This is a genomic window from Methylovirgula sp. (genome assembly GCF_037200945.1).
Classification (GTDB): Bacteria; Pseudomonadota; Alphaproteobacteria; order Rhizobiales; family Beijerinckiaceae; genus Methylovirgula.
The window spans coordinates 1,755,372-1,771,399 of record NZ_JBBCGP010000001.1; the positions used below are offsets into that span (position 1 = coordinate 1,755,372).

Annotated in this window: 11 protein-coding genes; 10 read left to right on the top strand and 1 reads right to left on the bottom strand. The window is 59.4% G+C overall.

The window, feature by feature from the left end:
• Positions 1–37 precede the first annotated feature (37 nt).
• The 5 genes from yfdE (at position 38) to WDN02_RS08555 (ending at position 6,029) form a co-directional block, all read left to right on the top strand.
• A complete protein-coding gene (gene yfdE, locus WDN02_RS08535; protein WP_337293085.1) occupies positions 38–1,213 on the top strand; it encodes a CoA:oxalate CoA-transferase in 1,176 nt (391 codons plus the stop codon).
• Between the two features lie 53 nt (positions 1,214–1,266).
• On the top strand, positions 1,267–2,577 hold the full coding sequence (gene oxlT, locus WDN02_RS08540; RefSeq protein WP_337293086.1) for an oxalate/formate MFS antiporter: 1,311 nt from the start codon (positions 1,267–1,269) through the stop codon (positions 2,575–2,577).
• A 41-nt stretch (positions 2,578–2,618) separates the two neighbouring features.
• Positions 2,619–3,917, top strand: coding sequence for a formyl-CoA transferase (frc, locus tag WDN02_RS08545; protein WP_337293087.1), 1,299 nt, complete (start codon positions 2,619–2,621; stop codon positions 3,915–3,917).
• A 91-nt stretch (positions 3,918–4,008) separates the two neighbouring features.
• Complete coding sequence (gene oxc / locus WDN02_RS08550; RefSeq protein ID WP_337293088.1) at positions 4,009–5,706, top strand: oxalyl-CoA decarboxylase; 1,698 nt, start codon at positions 4,009–4,011, stop codon at positions 5,704–5,706.
• A gap of 50 nt (positions 5,707–5,756) precedes the next feature.
• Positions 5,757–6,029: a GNAT family N-acetyltransferase gene (locus WDN02_RS08555; RefSeq protein WP_337293089.1), complete on the top strand. Its 273-nt coding sequence runs from the start codon at positions 5,757–5,759 to the stop codon at positions 6,027–6,029.
• 78 nt (positions 6,030–6,107) lie between these two features.
• On the opposite strand, the gene cueR is transcribed toward WDN02_RS08555, so the two are convergent.
• Positions 6,108–6,491, bottom strand: a complete 384-nt coding sequence (gene cueR, locus WDN02_RS08560) for a Cu(I)-responsive transcriptional regulator (protein ID WP_337293090.1) — start codon at positions 6,489–6,491, stop codon at positions 6,108–6,110.
• A gap of 89 nt (positions 6,492–6,580) precedes the next feature.
• Here cueR and WDN02_RS08565 point away from each other — a divergent pair, with 89 nt between their 5' ends.
• The 5 genes from WDN02_RS08565 to WDN02_RS08585 all read left to right on the top strand — a co-directional run bounded on the left by WDN02_RS08565 (position 6,581) and on the right by WDN02_RS08585 (position 15,685).
• Complete coding sequence (locus WDN02_RS08565; protein ID WP_337293091.1) at positions 6,581–8,944, top strand: heavy metal translocating P-type ATPase; 2,364 nt, start codon at positions 6,581–6,583, stop codon at positions 8,942–8,944.
• Between the two features lie 550 nt (positions 8,945–9,494).
• The gene (locus tag WDN02_RS08570; RefSeq protein ID WP_337293092.1) at positions 9,495–9,893 is read left to right on the top strand and encodes a FixH family protein; all 399 of its coding nucleotides are present in this window, start codon (positions 9,495–9,497) and stop codon (positions 9,891–9,893) included.
• Positions 9,894–9,930: 37 nt separating this feature from the next.
• Positions 9,931–11,154: a TolC family protein gene (locus tag WDN02_RS08575; protein ID WP_337293093.1), complete on the top strand. Its 1,224-nt coding sequence runs from the start codon at positions 9,931–9,933 to the stop codon at positions 11,152–11,154.
• A complete protein-coding gene (locus WDN02_RS08580) occupies positions 11,151–12,515 on the top strand; it encodes an efflux RND transporter periplasmic adaptor subunit (RefSeq protein WP_337293094.1) in 1,365 nt (454 codons plus the stop codon). The genes WDN02_RS08575 and WDN02_RS08580 overlap by 4 nt, the downstream gene beginning before the upstream one ends.
• On the top strand, positions 12,512–15,685 hold the full coding sequence (locus WDN02_RS08585) for an efflux RND transporter permease subunit (RefSeq protein WP_337293095.1): 3,174 nt from the start codon (positions 12,512–12,514) through the stop codon (positions 15,683–15,685). The genes WDN02_RS08580 and WDN02_RS08585 overlap by 4 nt, the downstream gene beginning before the upstream one ends.
• Positions 15,686–16,028 lie beyond the last annotated feature (343 nt).

Consider the following 16,028-nt stretch of genomic DNA (forward strand, 5'->3'; position numbering starts at 1 on the left):
CGGCAGTAACACGCCGTTGATAAAAGAAGCAGATGCAATGTCGTTATCGAAGAACGAGCAAAGTGCAGGCCCGCTTTCCGGCCTGCTGGTTATCGATCTAACGCACGTTCTGAATGGACCGTTCGGCACGACGATTTTAGCCGATCTTGGTGCGCGCGTTATCAAGATCGAGCCGCCTGGCCACGGCGACGATACACGTACATATGGCCCATTCTACAAAGGCCAATCCCTCTATTTCAGTTTCGTCAATCGCGGCAAAGAAAGCATCGTTCTCAATCTGAAGGACGAGTCCGATAAGGCCATCCTTCTTAATATGCTCAGTCAGGCGGACGTGCTCGCTGAAAATTTTCGGCCAGGCACAATGCAACGCCTGGGGCTGTCCTATGAGGAACTTGCCAAGATCAATCCGCGATTGATCTACGCGTCGTCTTCCGGCTTCGGACAGACGGGTCCCTTCGCCAATTATCCGGCGTATGACACCATCGTTCAGGCCATGAGCGGCCTGATGAGCGTCACCGGATTTCCGGACGGCCCGCCGACGCGCGTGGGGACATCGCTCTCCGACCTCTGCGCCGGTCTCTTCATGTTTGGCGGGATCGCAAGCGCGCTTTTTGCCCGCGAGAAAAGCGGGAAGGGCACCCATATCGATGTCGCGATGTTCGATTCGACGCAGGCGTTTCTCGAACACGGCTTCATGGAATATGTCGCGACGGGCAAGCCTCTGGGGCGAATTGGCAACCGTCATCCCTTCATGGCGCCCTTTGATGTCTTCGCATCGGCGGACAATGATTTAGTCATCGCGGCGGGAAACGATCGTCTCTTTGCAGAACTTTGCGACGCGATCGGCCGCCCCGAGCTTTCGCGCGATAGCCGGTTTGTCTCCAACGAAGGTCGCATGGAGAACAATACCGCTCTCAAATCCGAACTCGAAACAGCTCTTAAAAAGCAACCAGCGGCGTATTGGCTGAAGGTCATCCATGCCGCAGGCGTTCCGGTCTCGCCAATTCTGAATATCTCGGAAAGCGCTGAACACCCTCAGACTCAAGCGCGCAACATGCTGATTGAAGCGGGCGGAGTCCGGATGACGGGCAACCCCATAAAAATATCCGGATATCCCGACCCACACGTGCGCGAAGGCGCTCCGACACTCGATCAGCACGGCGACGCGCTGCGTCGCGAGTTTGCTGTGCCGGTTCCGGCCGGCGTGACGTAAGCGCCCGGCTAAATCTTCCAAGATACGCAACTCAATTCGAAGGAGTGTTTCCAATGGCTATGGCCGCGGCCCCACAGGTTGGTTTGGTACGCGCGCGGAGCGAGCGGTGGTGGTACCTCGCGCTCTGCGTCGTTTGCATGATCATGATCGCCAATTTCCAATATGGATGGTCGGTCTTCGTATCACCTTTGCATAAGGCGCATGGGTGGTCCGTTTCCAACATCCAGTTGGCGTTTACGATTTTTGTCGCGCTGGAGACCTGGGCGACGCCGTTTAACGGATGGCTCGCTGACCGGTTGGGTCCGCATCTTGGTCCGCGCGTCGTCATGGGTGCGGGCGGTCTCTTGGTCGCGCTTGGCTGGATCGTCAATTCCTACGCCACGTCATTGCCGATCCTGTATCTCGGTGGCGCTCTTTCCGGCCTAGGCGCGGGTGCCGTGTATTGCACAGCAGTCGGCACGGCAGTGAAATGGTTCACCGATCATCGCGGCCTGGCGGTCGGTCTTGTCGCGGGCGGCTTCGGTGCTGGCGCCGCGATGACGATCATCCCTATTCAAATGGCGATCAAGACCAGCGGCTACGCATCGGCGTTCTTCTGGGCCGGACTGCTCCAGGGTGCCGTTGTTCTGATCGTCTCGCAGTTCATTCGAAATCCAAATCGCGGTGAAGTCGCGGCGCAAGTTTCCGCGAAGGCGCAGCAGACGACATATAGCTATTCGCCACACGAAGTTCTGACGAGCCGCGTGTTCTGGGTCCTCTATGTCTTGGACGTGCTGATGTGTGCGGGCGGCTTGATCGTCACCGCCTATCTGGCGCCCATCGCTGATTCCTATCATGTTTCCGATGTGATAGTGTTCATGGGAGCGACGACGCTCTCCATTGCGCTCATCTTCGCTAATGTGATGAACGGCATCGCACGTCCGCTGTTTGGATGGGTGTCCGACAAGATCGGTCTCTCGGAAACCATGGCGATCGCGTTCGCCCTCGGCGCCGTGGCCTACTTCCTCCTCAGTGTCACCGGTAAATATCCGTGGGGACTCATCGTCTTCGTCGGCATGGTGTTCTTCTGCTGGGGTGAGATTTTCAGCCTGTTCCCGGCGATGTGCACGGATCTGTTCGGGCAGAAATATGCCACCACAAATTCCGCGCTTCTCTACACCGCAAAAGGCGCTGCAGCCTTCTTGGTTCCGCTCGGAGGCCTCGCGGCTTCCATAACTGGAAACTGGAACGACGTTCTCTTTCTGACGACCGGGATCAACATAGTCGCCGTCATCCTCGTCCTCACCGTTCTGCGCCCCGCAGCGGCGCGGCACCATGCAACGGCAATAACGAAATCGGAAAAGGCAGCGGCGAACGCACGCTGATGCTTCCAGAATCACCATTAAGAATTGAAGGAGTCACGAAAATGAGCAAACCACTTGAAGGCATCAAGGTCATCGATTTTGCCGGCGTGCAGGCGGGTCCTGTTTGCGCCCAGTTTTTGGCTTGGTACGGCGCGGATGTCATTAAAGTCGAGCGCACCGAAGGCGGCGATATCACGCGCCACCAACTTCGCGACATCCCCGATGTCGATGCGCTCTATTTTACCATGCATAACAGCAACAAACGCTCGATCGCATTGGATACAAAAACTCCGGAAGGCAAGGAGGTCTTCGAGAAACTGTTAGCCTGGGCCGATGTTATCGTCGAGAATTTCCGTCCCGGGGCCATGGACCGGATGGGCTTTGGATGGGAGCGTCTTCACGAGATCAATCCACGGTTGATCTGGGGTTCGATCAAGGGATTTCACGATAATTCACCCTTCGCCAATCTCAGCGTCTATGAAAACGTCGCGCAATGCGCCGGTGGCGCAGCCTCGACGACCGGCTATTGGAATGGGGAACCGGCCGTATCGGGGCAGGCATCCGGCAACAACAACGGTCCGCTGATCAGCGCCGCGGCGCTTGGCGACAGCAATTCGGGCTATCATTTGCTGATCGGGATTCTGACCGCGCTGTTCGGCAGGGAAAAGACCGGGCGCGGCCAGAAGGTCAGCGTTTCCATGCAGGATGCGGTGCTCAATCTCTGCCGCGTCAAGCTGCGTGACCAGCAGCGCCTGGAGCGCGTCGGCTATCTCGAGGAATATCCGCAATACCCGAATGGCAAGTTCACCGACGTCGTGCCTCGCGGCGGCAATGCGGGCGGCGGCGGTCAGCCTGGCTGGATACTGAAGTGCAAAGGCTGGGAGACCGATCCCAACGCCTATATCTATTTCACGATCCAGGAACAGAATTGGGCTGCGACCGCTGAAGCGATCGGCAAGCCCGAATGGGCCAACGACCCGAACTACACGACGGCCAAGGCGCGTCAGTCGCATATTTTCGATATTTTCGCAGAGATCGAAAAATTTCTGGCCAACAAAACAAAATATGAAGCCATCGAATATCTCAGCAAGTATCGCATTCCCTGCGCGCCAGTGCTCTCGATGAAAGAAATCGCCGAGGCGCCGGATATGCGCGAGACCGGGACGATCGTCGAGGTCAAGCAGCCCAAGCGCGGCACCTTCCTGACGATCAATCCGATCAAGTTCAGCGACTTCACACCCGAGATCACCAGCGCACCTTTGCTCGGCGAGCATAGCGACGAGATCCTCGCACAATTCGGCTACACGCCGGCGCAGATCAAGACGTTCCACGACAAGAAGGTCGTTGCCACGACAGCATGATGCGTTGTCACGCACCCTGCGCCGTTCAAAGAGCTAGGGCGCTCCTTCGCTTCCCGTCGCGGGCGCCCATTATTTGACAAGGATGAAAGACATGACAGGCACAACGCCGCAGGCTGAACTCACCGACGGATTCCATCTCGTCATAGACGCTCTTAAACTGAACGGAATTGACACGATCTACGGTGTCGCAGGCATCCCCATCACCGACCTCGCGCGGTTGGCGCAGGCCGAAGGGCTGCGATATTTCGGATTTCGGCACGAACAAAGCGCCGGCAACGCCGCCGCAATCGCAGGCTATCTCACCAAGAAGCCGGGAATTTGCCTCACGGTCTCGGCGCCGGGATTCCTGAACGGATTGGTCGCGCTGGCAAATGCCACAACCAATTGCTTCCCGATGATCCTGATCAGTGGCTCCAGCGATCGCGCAATCGTCGATCTGTCGCAAGGCGATTACGAGGAACTGGATCAGATGAATGCCGCCAAGCCCTTCGCCAAGGCAGCGTTCCGGGTCAACCGCCCGCAGGATATTGGTATCGGAATTGCGCGCGCCATCCACGCTGCTTTGTCAGGCCGCCCCGGCGGTGTTTATCTCGATCTGACCGCGGCGGTCCTCAGCGCAACGCTCGACGTGACGGCAGCAAACAAGTCGTTGGTGAAAGTTGTCGACGCTGCACCCAGTCAAATTCCCTCTCCCGAGGCGGTGGCGCGCGCACTCTCACTTCTGGCGAGCGCCAAGCGTCCGCTCATCGTTCTCGGAAAGGGCGCGGCCTACGCCCAGGCCGATAAGGATATCCGTTCCTTTATCGAGGCCACGGGCATCCCGTTTTTGCCGATGTCAATGGCCAAGGGACTCCTGCCGGACAGTCATCCGCAATCCGTCGCAGCCGCGCGGTCCTTTGCCATCGGCGAGGCCGATGTCGTGATGCTGATCGGGGCGCGCCTGAACTGGCTTCTTTCCCACGGGAAAAGTCCGCTTTGGCCCGAGAGTACGCAATTCATTCAGCTGGACATCGCGCCGACCGAAATCGACAGCAACCAGCCTATTGCTGCGCCGGTTGTCGGCGACATTCAATCTTCGATTTCGGCCTTGCTCGCTGCGACCCTCAAGTCGGGGAAGATTCACGCCGGGGCCGATTGGCTTAAGGCGATCGAGCAGCACAAGCAGAAAAATATCGAACGTATGGCCGCCCGGCTCAAAGCCGAGCCAAATCCGATGAACTTTTCGAGCGCGTTACGCGCAGTCCGCGATGTGCTCGTGAACAAGCCCGAGATAAATATCGTGAACGAGGGCGCCAATACGCTCGATTTCGCCCGCAACATCATCGACATGTATGAGCCCCGCAAACGCCTCGACAGCGGAACTTGGGGGGTCATGGGTATCGGCATGGGATATGCGATTGCCGCAGCAGTCGAAACCGGCAAACCGGTCATCGCTATCGAGGGTGACAGCGCCTTCGGGTTCAGCGGGATGGAAATAGAGACCATTTGCCGTTACCATCTGCCGGTGGTGATTTTGGTTCTCAACAACGGAGGCATCTATCACGGCGACAAAGCCGGAAGCCTTCCTTCACCGACGGGTTTTATCGCCAACGCGCGCTATGACAAGCTGATCGAGGCTTTTGGTGGCACCGGATATCACGTGACGGATACGGCAGGGCTCACAAATGCTCTGATCGACGCGCTCGCTGCGGGACGGCCGGCGCTCATCGATTGCGTTATCGATCCGACTGCTGGCACGGAGAGCGGCCATATCCAAAATCTCAATCCGAAAAGTGCCCTGGTGAATTGAGAACGAGTCGCGACGCGACACGGCAGACGTACTTTTCAATGGAGTCATTCGTGGACAGGGTCACGGACAATGCAAGTCGTCATCGCTTCGAACTCGTCGTGGACAACGAGGTCGCCTTTGTGACGTATGCGATGGAAGGCGACCGGCTTGCACTGCTTCACACGGAAGTGCCGAAAGCGTTGGAGGGCCGGGGTATTGGCAAGCTCCTGATCCGTTTGGTGCTCGACGAGGCAAGACAACGCGGACTGAAGATCGTGCCGAGATGCGAGTTCGTCTCGGCCTTTATTGAGCGAAATCCTGAATTCGATGATGTGATCGCCTGAAATTATCTTTCGCAATAAGGCCATCGGTCCAAAATCGCGAACGAGGCGGCGATGCAGACTTGCCTCTTATATCCGATATCAGCCGGCCAGATCTTCGAGAATGGGACAGGTCGGACGGGCGTCGCCATTGCACTTATTTGCGAGGTGACGCAGCGTATTTCTCATCCCCTGGAGCTCTGCGATGCGTGCATCCAGCTCTGAAACGTGCGCGAGAGCCAGTCTTTTGACGTCGGCGCTCGGCCGCTGCTCTTGCCAAAGGGCCAAAAGCCGCTGGATGTCTTTGATCGAAAAGCCGAGCTTCCGCGCGCGCTTGATGAAGCTCAAAACATGCAGGTCGGATTGGCCGTAGAGTCGATAACCGCTTTCACTTCGCTCAACCGGCGCGATCAAGCCGATGCTTTCATAATGCCGGATCATTTTTGCATTAACGCCGCTCGCTGCGGCAGCTTCGCCGATATTCATCGAATTTCTTAGCCTCGGCCTCTTGACCTTCCAATAATGGGAAGCCCCATGTTCAGCGGCAAGACCTGTTTTACTCATGGAGGCGGTAAATGATGACCTCGCCCAATGCTGCGCACGATGCGTCTCATGACCACCATCACCATCACAGTTCTGAAGGGGCCGGTACCACGGTCATTGATCCGGTGTGTGGCATGTCCGTCGATCCGGCGACCGCCAAACACCATCTGGTTCATGCAGGCCATGATTATTTCTTCTGCAGTGGCAACTGTCGCGAAAAGTTTGAGGCGAGCCCGGAATCCTATCTCAAGCCAGCAGCCCCCAAACCGGAGCCGGCACCCGTCACGCATGACCACGTTCTCTGGACATGCCCGATGCATCCGCAGATTGTCCGGGATGGGCCCGGCAATTGCCCGATCTGCGGCATGGCGCTGGAGCCGGCCGGTCTCCCGGTCGATGGGCCCAATCACGAATTAGCCGACATGACGCGGCGTTTTTGGGGCGGGGTGGTTCTCGCTGTCCCGTTGCTTGTCCTCGACATGGGCGGGGATCTCCCGCTTCTCGACCGCATCCCGCCACTCCTCTCGGTCTGGATCCAGTTCGCTTTGGCGACCCCGGTGGTGCTTTGGGCGGGATTTCCTTTCTTCGTGCGCGGCTGGCAATCGGTCAGGAACCGCTCGCTCAATATGTTCAGCCTGATCGCGCTCGGCGTCGGCGTCGCCTATGCCTACAGCCTCGTTGCGACCCTGGCGCCCGGCCTGTTCCCGCCGGCCCTCCACAAGGACGGCGTCGTCGCGGTCTATTATGAAGCGGCCGCCGTCATCATTGTCCTGGTGCTGCTCGGCCAGGTGCTGGAATTGCGCGCCCGCGAGCAAACCGGTGGCGCAATTCGCGCCCTCCTCAATCTCGCGCCGAAAACCGCCCGCCGCATCGGCGCTGGCGGCGAAGACGAAGAGATTACGCTTGACGATGTCTGCATCGGCGATCGTCTTCGCATTCGCCCGGGCGAAAGCGTTCCGACGGACGGCGCCGTGCTTGAAGGTAACAGCGCGGTCGATGAATCAATGGTGACCGGCGAGTCGCTTCCCGTCGAAAAAGCGCAAGGCGATAAGCTGATCGGCGGCACGGTCAATGGGACCGGCGCCCTGGTGATGCGGGCCGAGCGGGTCGGCGCCGATACGATGCTGTCGCGCATCGTCCACATGGTTGCGGAGGCCCAGCGCAGCCGGGCTCCAATTCAGCGGCTGGCTGACGTGGTCTCATCCTGGTTTGTGCCCGCGGTCATTCTGGTCGCGGTCGTGACTTTCATCGCCTGGATGATCTGGGGACCTTCGCCGGCCTTTGCCTATGCGCTGGTGGCGGCGATTTCGGTCGTCATTATCGCGTGTCCGTGCGCCCTCGGCCTTGCCACGCCGATGTCCATCATGGTGGGCGTCGGCAAGGGCGCGACGGCGGGCGTTTTGATCAAGAACGCCGAGGCCCTGGAGCGCTTTGAGAAGGTGGACACTCTTGTCGTCGACAAGACCGGAACGCTCACCGAAGGCAAGCCCCGCGTCGCGGCCGTCGTGCCAGCGGACGTGTTCGATGAAGCGACCATCCTGTCGCTGGCCGCCAGTCTCGAACGCTCAAGCGAGCACCCGCTTGCCGCCGCGATCTTGACGACAACCAAAGAGCGGGGGCTCGCGTTGCAGGATGTGACCGATTTCAAATCTGTGACAGGCAAGGGGATCACCGGCAACGTCGGGGGGTGCCAGGTTGCAATCGGCAATGCCAAGTTCCTCGCCGATATCGGCGTCACTAGTGCAGATTTGGAAACACGAGCGAGTGATCTTCAGCGTGAAGGCGCGACAGTGATCTTCATTGCCGTGGACGGGCGCCCCGGCGGCATCATCGCAGTCGCCGACCCGATCAAGGCCTCGACGCCCGCGGCGCTTGCGAAGCTGCGTGCGGACGGCATCCGTATCGTCATGCTGACCGGCGACAATCGCGTCACCGCGCAGGCGGTGGCCGCAACTCTCGGCATCACCGATGTCGAGGCCGAAGTATTGCCGGACCAGAAGAATGCCGTGGTCCGCCGGCTGAGACGGGAAGGCCGTGTCGTGGCCATGGCCGGCGATGGCGTGAACGATGCGCCCGCCCTTGCCGAAGCGGATGTCGGCGTCGCGATGGGCACGGGCACCGATGTCGCCATGCAGAGCGCCGGCGTGACCCTGGTTAAGGGCGATCTCGCCGGAATCGATCGTGCCCGCGTCCTGAGCCGCGCCACGATGCGCAACATCCGGCAGAACCTCGCCCTGGCCTTTGTCTACAATCTGCTGGGCATTCCGCTTGCCGCCGGCGTGCTTTATCCGGCTTTCGGTCTGCTGCTCAGCCCTGTCATCGCGGCGGCGGCGATGAGCCTGAGTTCGGTGTCGGTGATTACCAACGCCTTGCGGCTGCGGCTGACGCGTTTGTGAGGAAAAAGAGTCTGTATTCACGATGACATGCGTGAGCCCGCGGTCGCGCAGGCTTGAGCGCATCGGATGAAACTGCTAGCTTCGTTGTGCTCATGCTTCGTATCTTGCGCCATATCCTGCTTGTTCTTGTCGCGATCGCCCTCGTCGGGGGGACTGCGTCAGAATCGGCGCGCGCCGCGTCGCATGGTCCGATGATGCTCATGAACGGTATCCCTTGCGATATGCAAATGCCGGTTTCGGATTTGGATCATTCGAAACCAATGGCGCCTTGCAAGGGCATGACGCATGACTGCATCAATATGGCGGGCTGTGTGACGACCAGTGCCTTACCGGCTCAGTTCGTCACGCAGGAATTTCCTATCTTCCAACGTGTGAGAGCTGTTTGGGCCGACGTGTTCGATCGGACCAGCCTCTACCGTCAACCGGAACTATTGCCTCCTCGATCTGCCTGATTGGTTCGCGCACGCGCGTGCGCATTTCTCAATGAATCAATCTGGTTGTTCTGCTTGCCGCGCGCTTAAGCCGCCGGCCGGCTATGAAGAGGTGTTCTGTGACTCGCACTTTCATTCTTGCGGGCGCTACGGCGTTCGTCTTCGGCATGGGATTCTCCATGCCGCCCAGCTTTGCTGCAGAGGCTGACTATCGGTTCGAATTGATCGGGCAGCCCCAATCCGCATCTGGCAAAGACATCGTTCAAGTGCGGCTTGTCCGCGCTAGTGATGGCAAGCCCGTAACAGGCGCCGTGATCTTTGAAAGCACCGCCGACATGGGCCCGTCGGGCATGGCGACCATGCCGGCGCCCGTTAAACCCCTTCCACCCAAAAATGGCGTCTATCGCTTTGAAGTCGCCCCCGGCATGACCGGCACATGGGCCTTGCATCTGGCTGCCAAAGTTCAAGGCGAGACGGGAACCATCACGGGAACCATCAACGCAAATCTGGTAAACTGACGTGTACGCCCAGCGGACGAAGTTTGGCGCCAGCGCGATGTTGGCGGCCGGCTTCAGCCTGGTATGTGCGTCGGCATTCGCTCAGCCTTCCGATGGTTCGCTGGGCGCTTCCGTCGAAGGGTTGCTCGCGGCGGGGCGGCGCCTCAGCCCGGCACTGCGCGCCGCGTCGCTTGAGACTGTGGCGGCTGCCGCGAAAGCGATCGGCGCCGATAAGCTCGATGATCCAACGATCAGCGATGGCTACCAATTTTATCGCGATCCCGGCGTTTTCAGCGCGCATACCGTCATGCTGTCCCAGTCGATTCCTCTCTGGGGCAAATTGGATTTGCGGCGTGACGCGGCGATCGCCGAACTCGAAGCCGCGCGCGGGAAAGAGCGGGCGGCCGAAGACGCGCTCGATGAGAATATCAAGGTCGCCTACGCGATCTATTATCTGACGGCGCGCGAAATCGAGATCAATCAGCACATCGGCGAATTGGATGCTCAAATGCACACGGCTGCGTCCGCTCGCTACAACGAGGGCGGCGGCGATCAGTCTGCTGTTATCCAGGCGTCGGGCGAAGAGACGACGGCGCAAACCGAAATCATCAAATTGCAGGGCGACGCGGACGCGGCGCGTGCGCGGCTGAATGCTTTGGTCGGTCGTCCTGCCGATGCGCCGCTTGCGGAGCCGCAACGGCTGAGACGGGTTCCCGCGCAAATGCCGGCGCTTCAAACTCTTTTGGATCGTTCGCTTTCGAGTAATCCAACGCTGTCAGCGAGTCAGTCCGAGATCTCGGCCGCCACGGCGCGGAAGGAATTGGCGGACAAAGCCTGGTATCCCGACATCACGCTTGGCAGCGGTCCCATTGTTCAGACCAATCACGAGCCGGTGGGATTTGCCGCGACGGTGGGACTCAATATTCCCGTCCCATGGGGCCGCGAATCGTCGGACCAGGCCCAAGCAAGCGCACAATTAGGGGCGTCGGAGGCGCAATACGACGTCGCTACGCACGAGGTCGAAGGCGCGCTTGGCGAGGCTCTCGCCAAGCTGCGCGCGGCGCGAAAGATCGACGTGTTGCTGCAGCGCAAGTCGATGCCGCAAGCGCGCGCGATGTTTCAAACGCTCCTGGCAAATTACAGCCAGGGCAAGGGCGATCTCGCCTCAGTCATCGCTGCCGAACATCAGATGCATGAAGTCGAATTGCGCCATCTCCAGGCGCTGCTTGACGAGCAGACGGCGTTCGCAGCGGTCGAACGCCTGGTGGGGGGAGAAATATGATGCGTCGCCTATCGCTGACTCTCGTGATCGCGGGCGTTCTTTCGCCGGGATTTGTGATGGCCGAGGCTGTCGCACGTCAGCCGCTCTACTATCAGGACCCCGATGGGAAGCCGTTTTACTCAGCGACGCCGCGCACGGTCCCCGACGGCCGTGCCTATACGGCGATCTTCGTTGATACGGCAGCGCAGACCGATGCGAAACCAGCGCCCGCGCTAGCGCGAATGGATCATCGCGTTCTTTATTATCGGAATCCGATGGGACTGCCGGACACCTCGCGCGTTCCGAAGAAGGACTCGATGGGGATGGATTATATCCCCGTTTATGCCGACGACGCCTCGCAAAACGACCCGCCGGGCATGGTGCGAGTCAGCGCCGGACGGATTCAGACGTTAGGCGTCACGAGCGAACCTGTGACTCTGAGATCCGCCGTCGGGCGCACCATCCGTGCCACCGGCACTCTTCAGTTTGACGAGCGAGGGCTCGCGACTGTCACCACGAGAGTGTCCGGCTGGATCGATCATCTCGTTGTCGCTGCAACAGGTGACCCGGTGCGACGCGGCCAGGTCTTGGCAGAGATCTATTCGCCCGATGCCGTCGCGTCGGAACGAGAATATCTCGTCGCCTTGCAGGTCGGCGACGCGATTGGCGAAGCCTCCGACCAGCGGTTAGGCGCGCTCGGTGTTCCAGACGACGAGATCGAGCGGTTGCAAAGGACACATCATGTCTCGCGCACGATCGCGGTTCTCGCGCCTGAAGACGGCGTGGTGATCGAGAAGCCTGTTCAGGAGGGGATGCGGGTCAACGCGGGCGATCCGCTCTATAAAACCGCGAATCTGTCGAACATCTGGCTGATCGCACAAGTTCAGGAGCAAGACCTCGGCGAGATCAAGCCAGGCGATCGCGCGAGCGCAAGCTTTGTCGCGTTTCCCGGCCGCACCTTTGAAGGCAGGGTCGACTTCATCTACCCGATGCTCTCGCCGGAGACGCGCACCGGCCGCGTACGAATCGTTCTGCCAAATCCGGACCGATTATTGCGCGAGCAAATGTATGCGACGGTGGCCATCGACGCCGCGAGCCACGGCCAGCCAGCCTTGATGGTGCCGGAGTCCGCCGTGCTCGATAACGGGACCAAACAGGTCGTGCTTCTCGATCTCGGAAACGGGCGTTTCGAACCACGCTCGGTCCGCCTTGGCTTTCGTAGTGACAGCGCGGTCCAGGTCCTCAGTGGCGTCAAAGCCGACGATCGCGTCGTGACGGGCGCTAATTTTCTCATCGATGCCGAGAGCAATCTCCGCGCCGCCCTGCAAGGGTTTGCGAGCGATGATCAATCTCAGTCAAAACAGTCGGGAGCCAACCAATGATCGGGCGTCTCATCGATCTCTGCGCACGCAATAAGATGCTGGTGCTCCTTGGGACATTGATGCTTGTCGGTCTCGGAATATGGTCTGTGGTGAATACGCCGCTGGATGCGTTGCCGGACCTCTCCGACACGCAGGTGATCGTCTACACGGAATACCCCGGCCAAGCCCCGCAGGTGGTCGAGGATCAAGTCACCTATCCGCTGACGACCGCATTGTTGGCCGTGCCGCATGCTAAAGTCGTGCGCGGTTTTTCCGACTTCGGCGCTTCCTTCGTCTACGTCGTATTCGAGGACGGGACCGATCTCTATTGGGCGCGTTCGCGCGTGCTTGAATATCTTAATTTTGCGGCCAAACGTCTGCCCGAAGGCGTGACGCCGACGCTTGGCCCGGACGCCAGCGGCGTCGGCTGGGTTTACGAATATGTCGTCACCGGTGCCCACCGCACGCTAGCTGAACTCCGGAGCATCCAGGACTGGCTCGTTCGTTACAATCTCGTGACCGCCAAGGGCGTTGCCGAAGTCGCAAGCGTCGGTGGCTTCGAGAAACAATATCAGGTCGTCGTCGACCCCCAGAAGCTGCAAGCTTATGGCATCCCGCTTGATCGCGTATCCGACGCAATCCGCACCAGCAACCGCGATGTCGGCGGCCGCACGATTGAGATGAGCGAAACTGAATACATGGTCCGTGGCCGTGGCTATCTGCGCAACGTTCAGGATATCGGCAATATCGTCCTGAAGGCCGATCCAAACGGGTCCGGCACGCCTGTGCTGATCAAGGACGTCGCCCGGATCGAACTTGGCCCAGACGAACGACGCGGCATCGCCGAAATGAACGGCACGGGCGAAGTTGTCGGCGGCATCGCGCTCAAACGCGACGGCGCCGATGCGCTCACGACGATTGATAACATCAAGAGCAAAATCGACGAGCTTAAGCCCGGTCTTCCGAAGGGTGTATCGATCGAGCCCGTCTACGATCGCTCCCAGCTTATCGACAGCGCGATCCACACGCTCAAACACACGCTTTTGGAAGAGAGTCTCATCGTCGCTGCCGTGTGCATTGTATTCCTGTTGCATTTTCGCAGTGCGCTGGTTGCAATCCTGACCTTGCCGATCGGTATCCTCATCGCCTTCACCGGTATGCACGCTCTCGGTATCGGCTCCAACATCATGAGCCTTGGTGGCATCGCGATTGCCCTCGGTGCCATGGTCGACGCTGCCATCGTGATGATCGAAAACGCGCACAAGCACATCGAACGCCTGAAACCTGGAGAGCCGCGCGGGCCAGCACTGATAGCCGCCGCCAAGGAAGTCGGGCCGTCGTTGTTCTTCAGCCTGCTCGTAATCGTGGCGTCGTTCCTGCCGGTCTTCGCGCTCGAGGATCAGGAGGGGCGCTTATTCAAGCCGCTCGCCTACACCAAAACCTTCTCTATGGCCGGCGGCGCGCTGCTCTCGGTCACGCTGGTGCCAGTGCTGATGCTGTTCTTTGTACGGGGCCGTATCATCCCCGAGCAAAAAAACCCGATCAATCGCGTATTGATCTGGCTTTACCGTCCTATCATCCAGCTTGTCCTGCGTATTCCGACTCTGGCGGTTCTCGCCGCCGTCGTCGTGCTCGGACTCTCGCTTTGGCCTGTTTCGCAGCTTGGCAGCGAATTCATGCCCAGCCTGAACGAAGGCACGCTGTTGTTCATGCCGGTGACGCTTCCAGGTCTTTCGGTGACTAAGGCGGGCGAGCTTCTACAAACGCAAGATCGGATTATCAAGTCCTTCCCAGAGGTCGAGTCGGTCTTCGGCAAAGCAGGTCGCGCCATGACCGCCACCGATCCGGCGCCGGTCGAGATGAGCGAGACGGTCGTCAATCTGAAGCCGCAAAGCACTTGGCCCGCTGGTGAGACCGTCGACCAACTCATAGCCAAAATGAACGCAGCCCTGCAGCTCCCCGGCGTCAGCAATGCGTGGACGATGCCGATCAAGGCGCGCATCGATATGCTCTCGACGGGCATTCGCACGCCTGTTGGTGTGAAGGTCTTCGGCCCGGATCTACACGTGCTTGAGAGGCTGTCGACCGAAATCGAAAAAGTCGTGCATGATGTCCCGGGAACCACCAGCGCCTTCGCTGAGCGCCTGGAGGGCGGCCATTACGTCGAGATTGAGCCAGACCGGGAGGCCATCGCCCGTTATGGCCTATCTGTAGACGACGTGCAGAAAGCCGTCGCTGCCGCCCTCGGTGGCGAGAGCGTGACGACGACCGTAGAAGGTCGCGAGCGTTACAGCGTAAACGTCCGCTATCCCCAGGGATTGCGCGATGATCCGCAGGCGATCGCCAGCCAGGTTCTGGTCCCGACGATGAGTGGCGCGATGGTGCCGTTAGGGGAGCTAGCCAGCATTCACGTAACGCTTGGGCCGCCCAGCATCCGCACGGAGGATGCTCAACCCGTCGATTATATTTATGTCGATCTGCAGGGCCGTGATCTGGGCGGGTATGTCGCGGAGGCTTCCAGAAAGGTTGCTGAGCAGGTGCCCATGCCGCCCGGCTACCACATCGAATGGAGCGGCCAGTTCGAATATCTCGAGCGCGCGGAAGCAAAACTCAAAGTTGTTATCCCCGCGACGTTGGTTGTCATTTTCGTCCTGCTGTTTCTGAACTTCGGCCGACTCGCGGAAACTGTGATCGTTATGCTCTCGGTGCCTTTCGCGCTTGTCGGCGGCATCTGGCTGATGTGGGCGTTGGGCTACAATATGAGTGTGGCCGTCGCTGTCGGTTTCATCGCGCTCGCCGGCGTTGCGGCCGAAACTGGCGTCGTCATGCTGATCTATCTCGACCATGCCTTTGCCGAGATACGCGAGCAAAGAAGTCATCAGGGCCAAGAATTAACTCGTTCCGATTTGCGTCGCGCGATCATGAGCGGCGCCGTGGAACGTGTGCGGCCAAAAATGATGACGGTCGTGGCGATCATGGCTGGATTGCTGCCGATCCTCTGGAGCGATGGTACCGGCTCCGAAGTCATGAAGCGCATCGCGGTGCCGATGGTCGGCGGAATGGTCTCTTCGACCATTCTCACGCTGCTCGTCATTCCGGCAATCTACGCGATCGTCAAGGGATGGCGACTGCCACAGGATTACGCAGTCCCAGTCGTCATGGGCGAACAATCACCGTCGCCCGCGGAGTAAGAAAAGCCCGTGCTCAGCTTTGTTATTTCCGCGCGCGCAGCGAGAATATTTTTTCATTCGCAATGTGACCGTTTGCCGGATCCTTGCGTACTCATTTGTAGAGGCGGATCGAACTGCCTCTTCAAGGAGAGATACAGATGGAAACGACAAAGCCTCCGATTGTGGCTCCTAATGTGAGGAGTTCGTCTTGTCACGGCGCCAATCAAGGTGCGAACGACTGGATCAGTCGCCGGCGGGGTCTGGTTTTCGGGGGCGTTGCAATTGTGGCTGCCACCACAGTCGCTCTGACCCGGCATTGGCTCACTATTGTTGAGCTCGAACCGCTGCTCTTTGTGCTGCCATG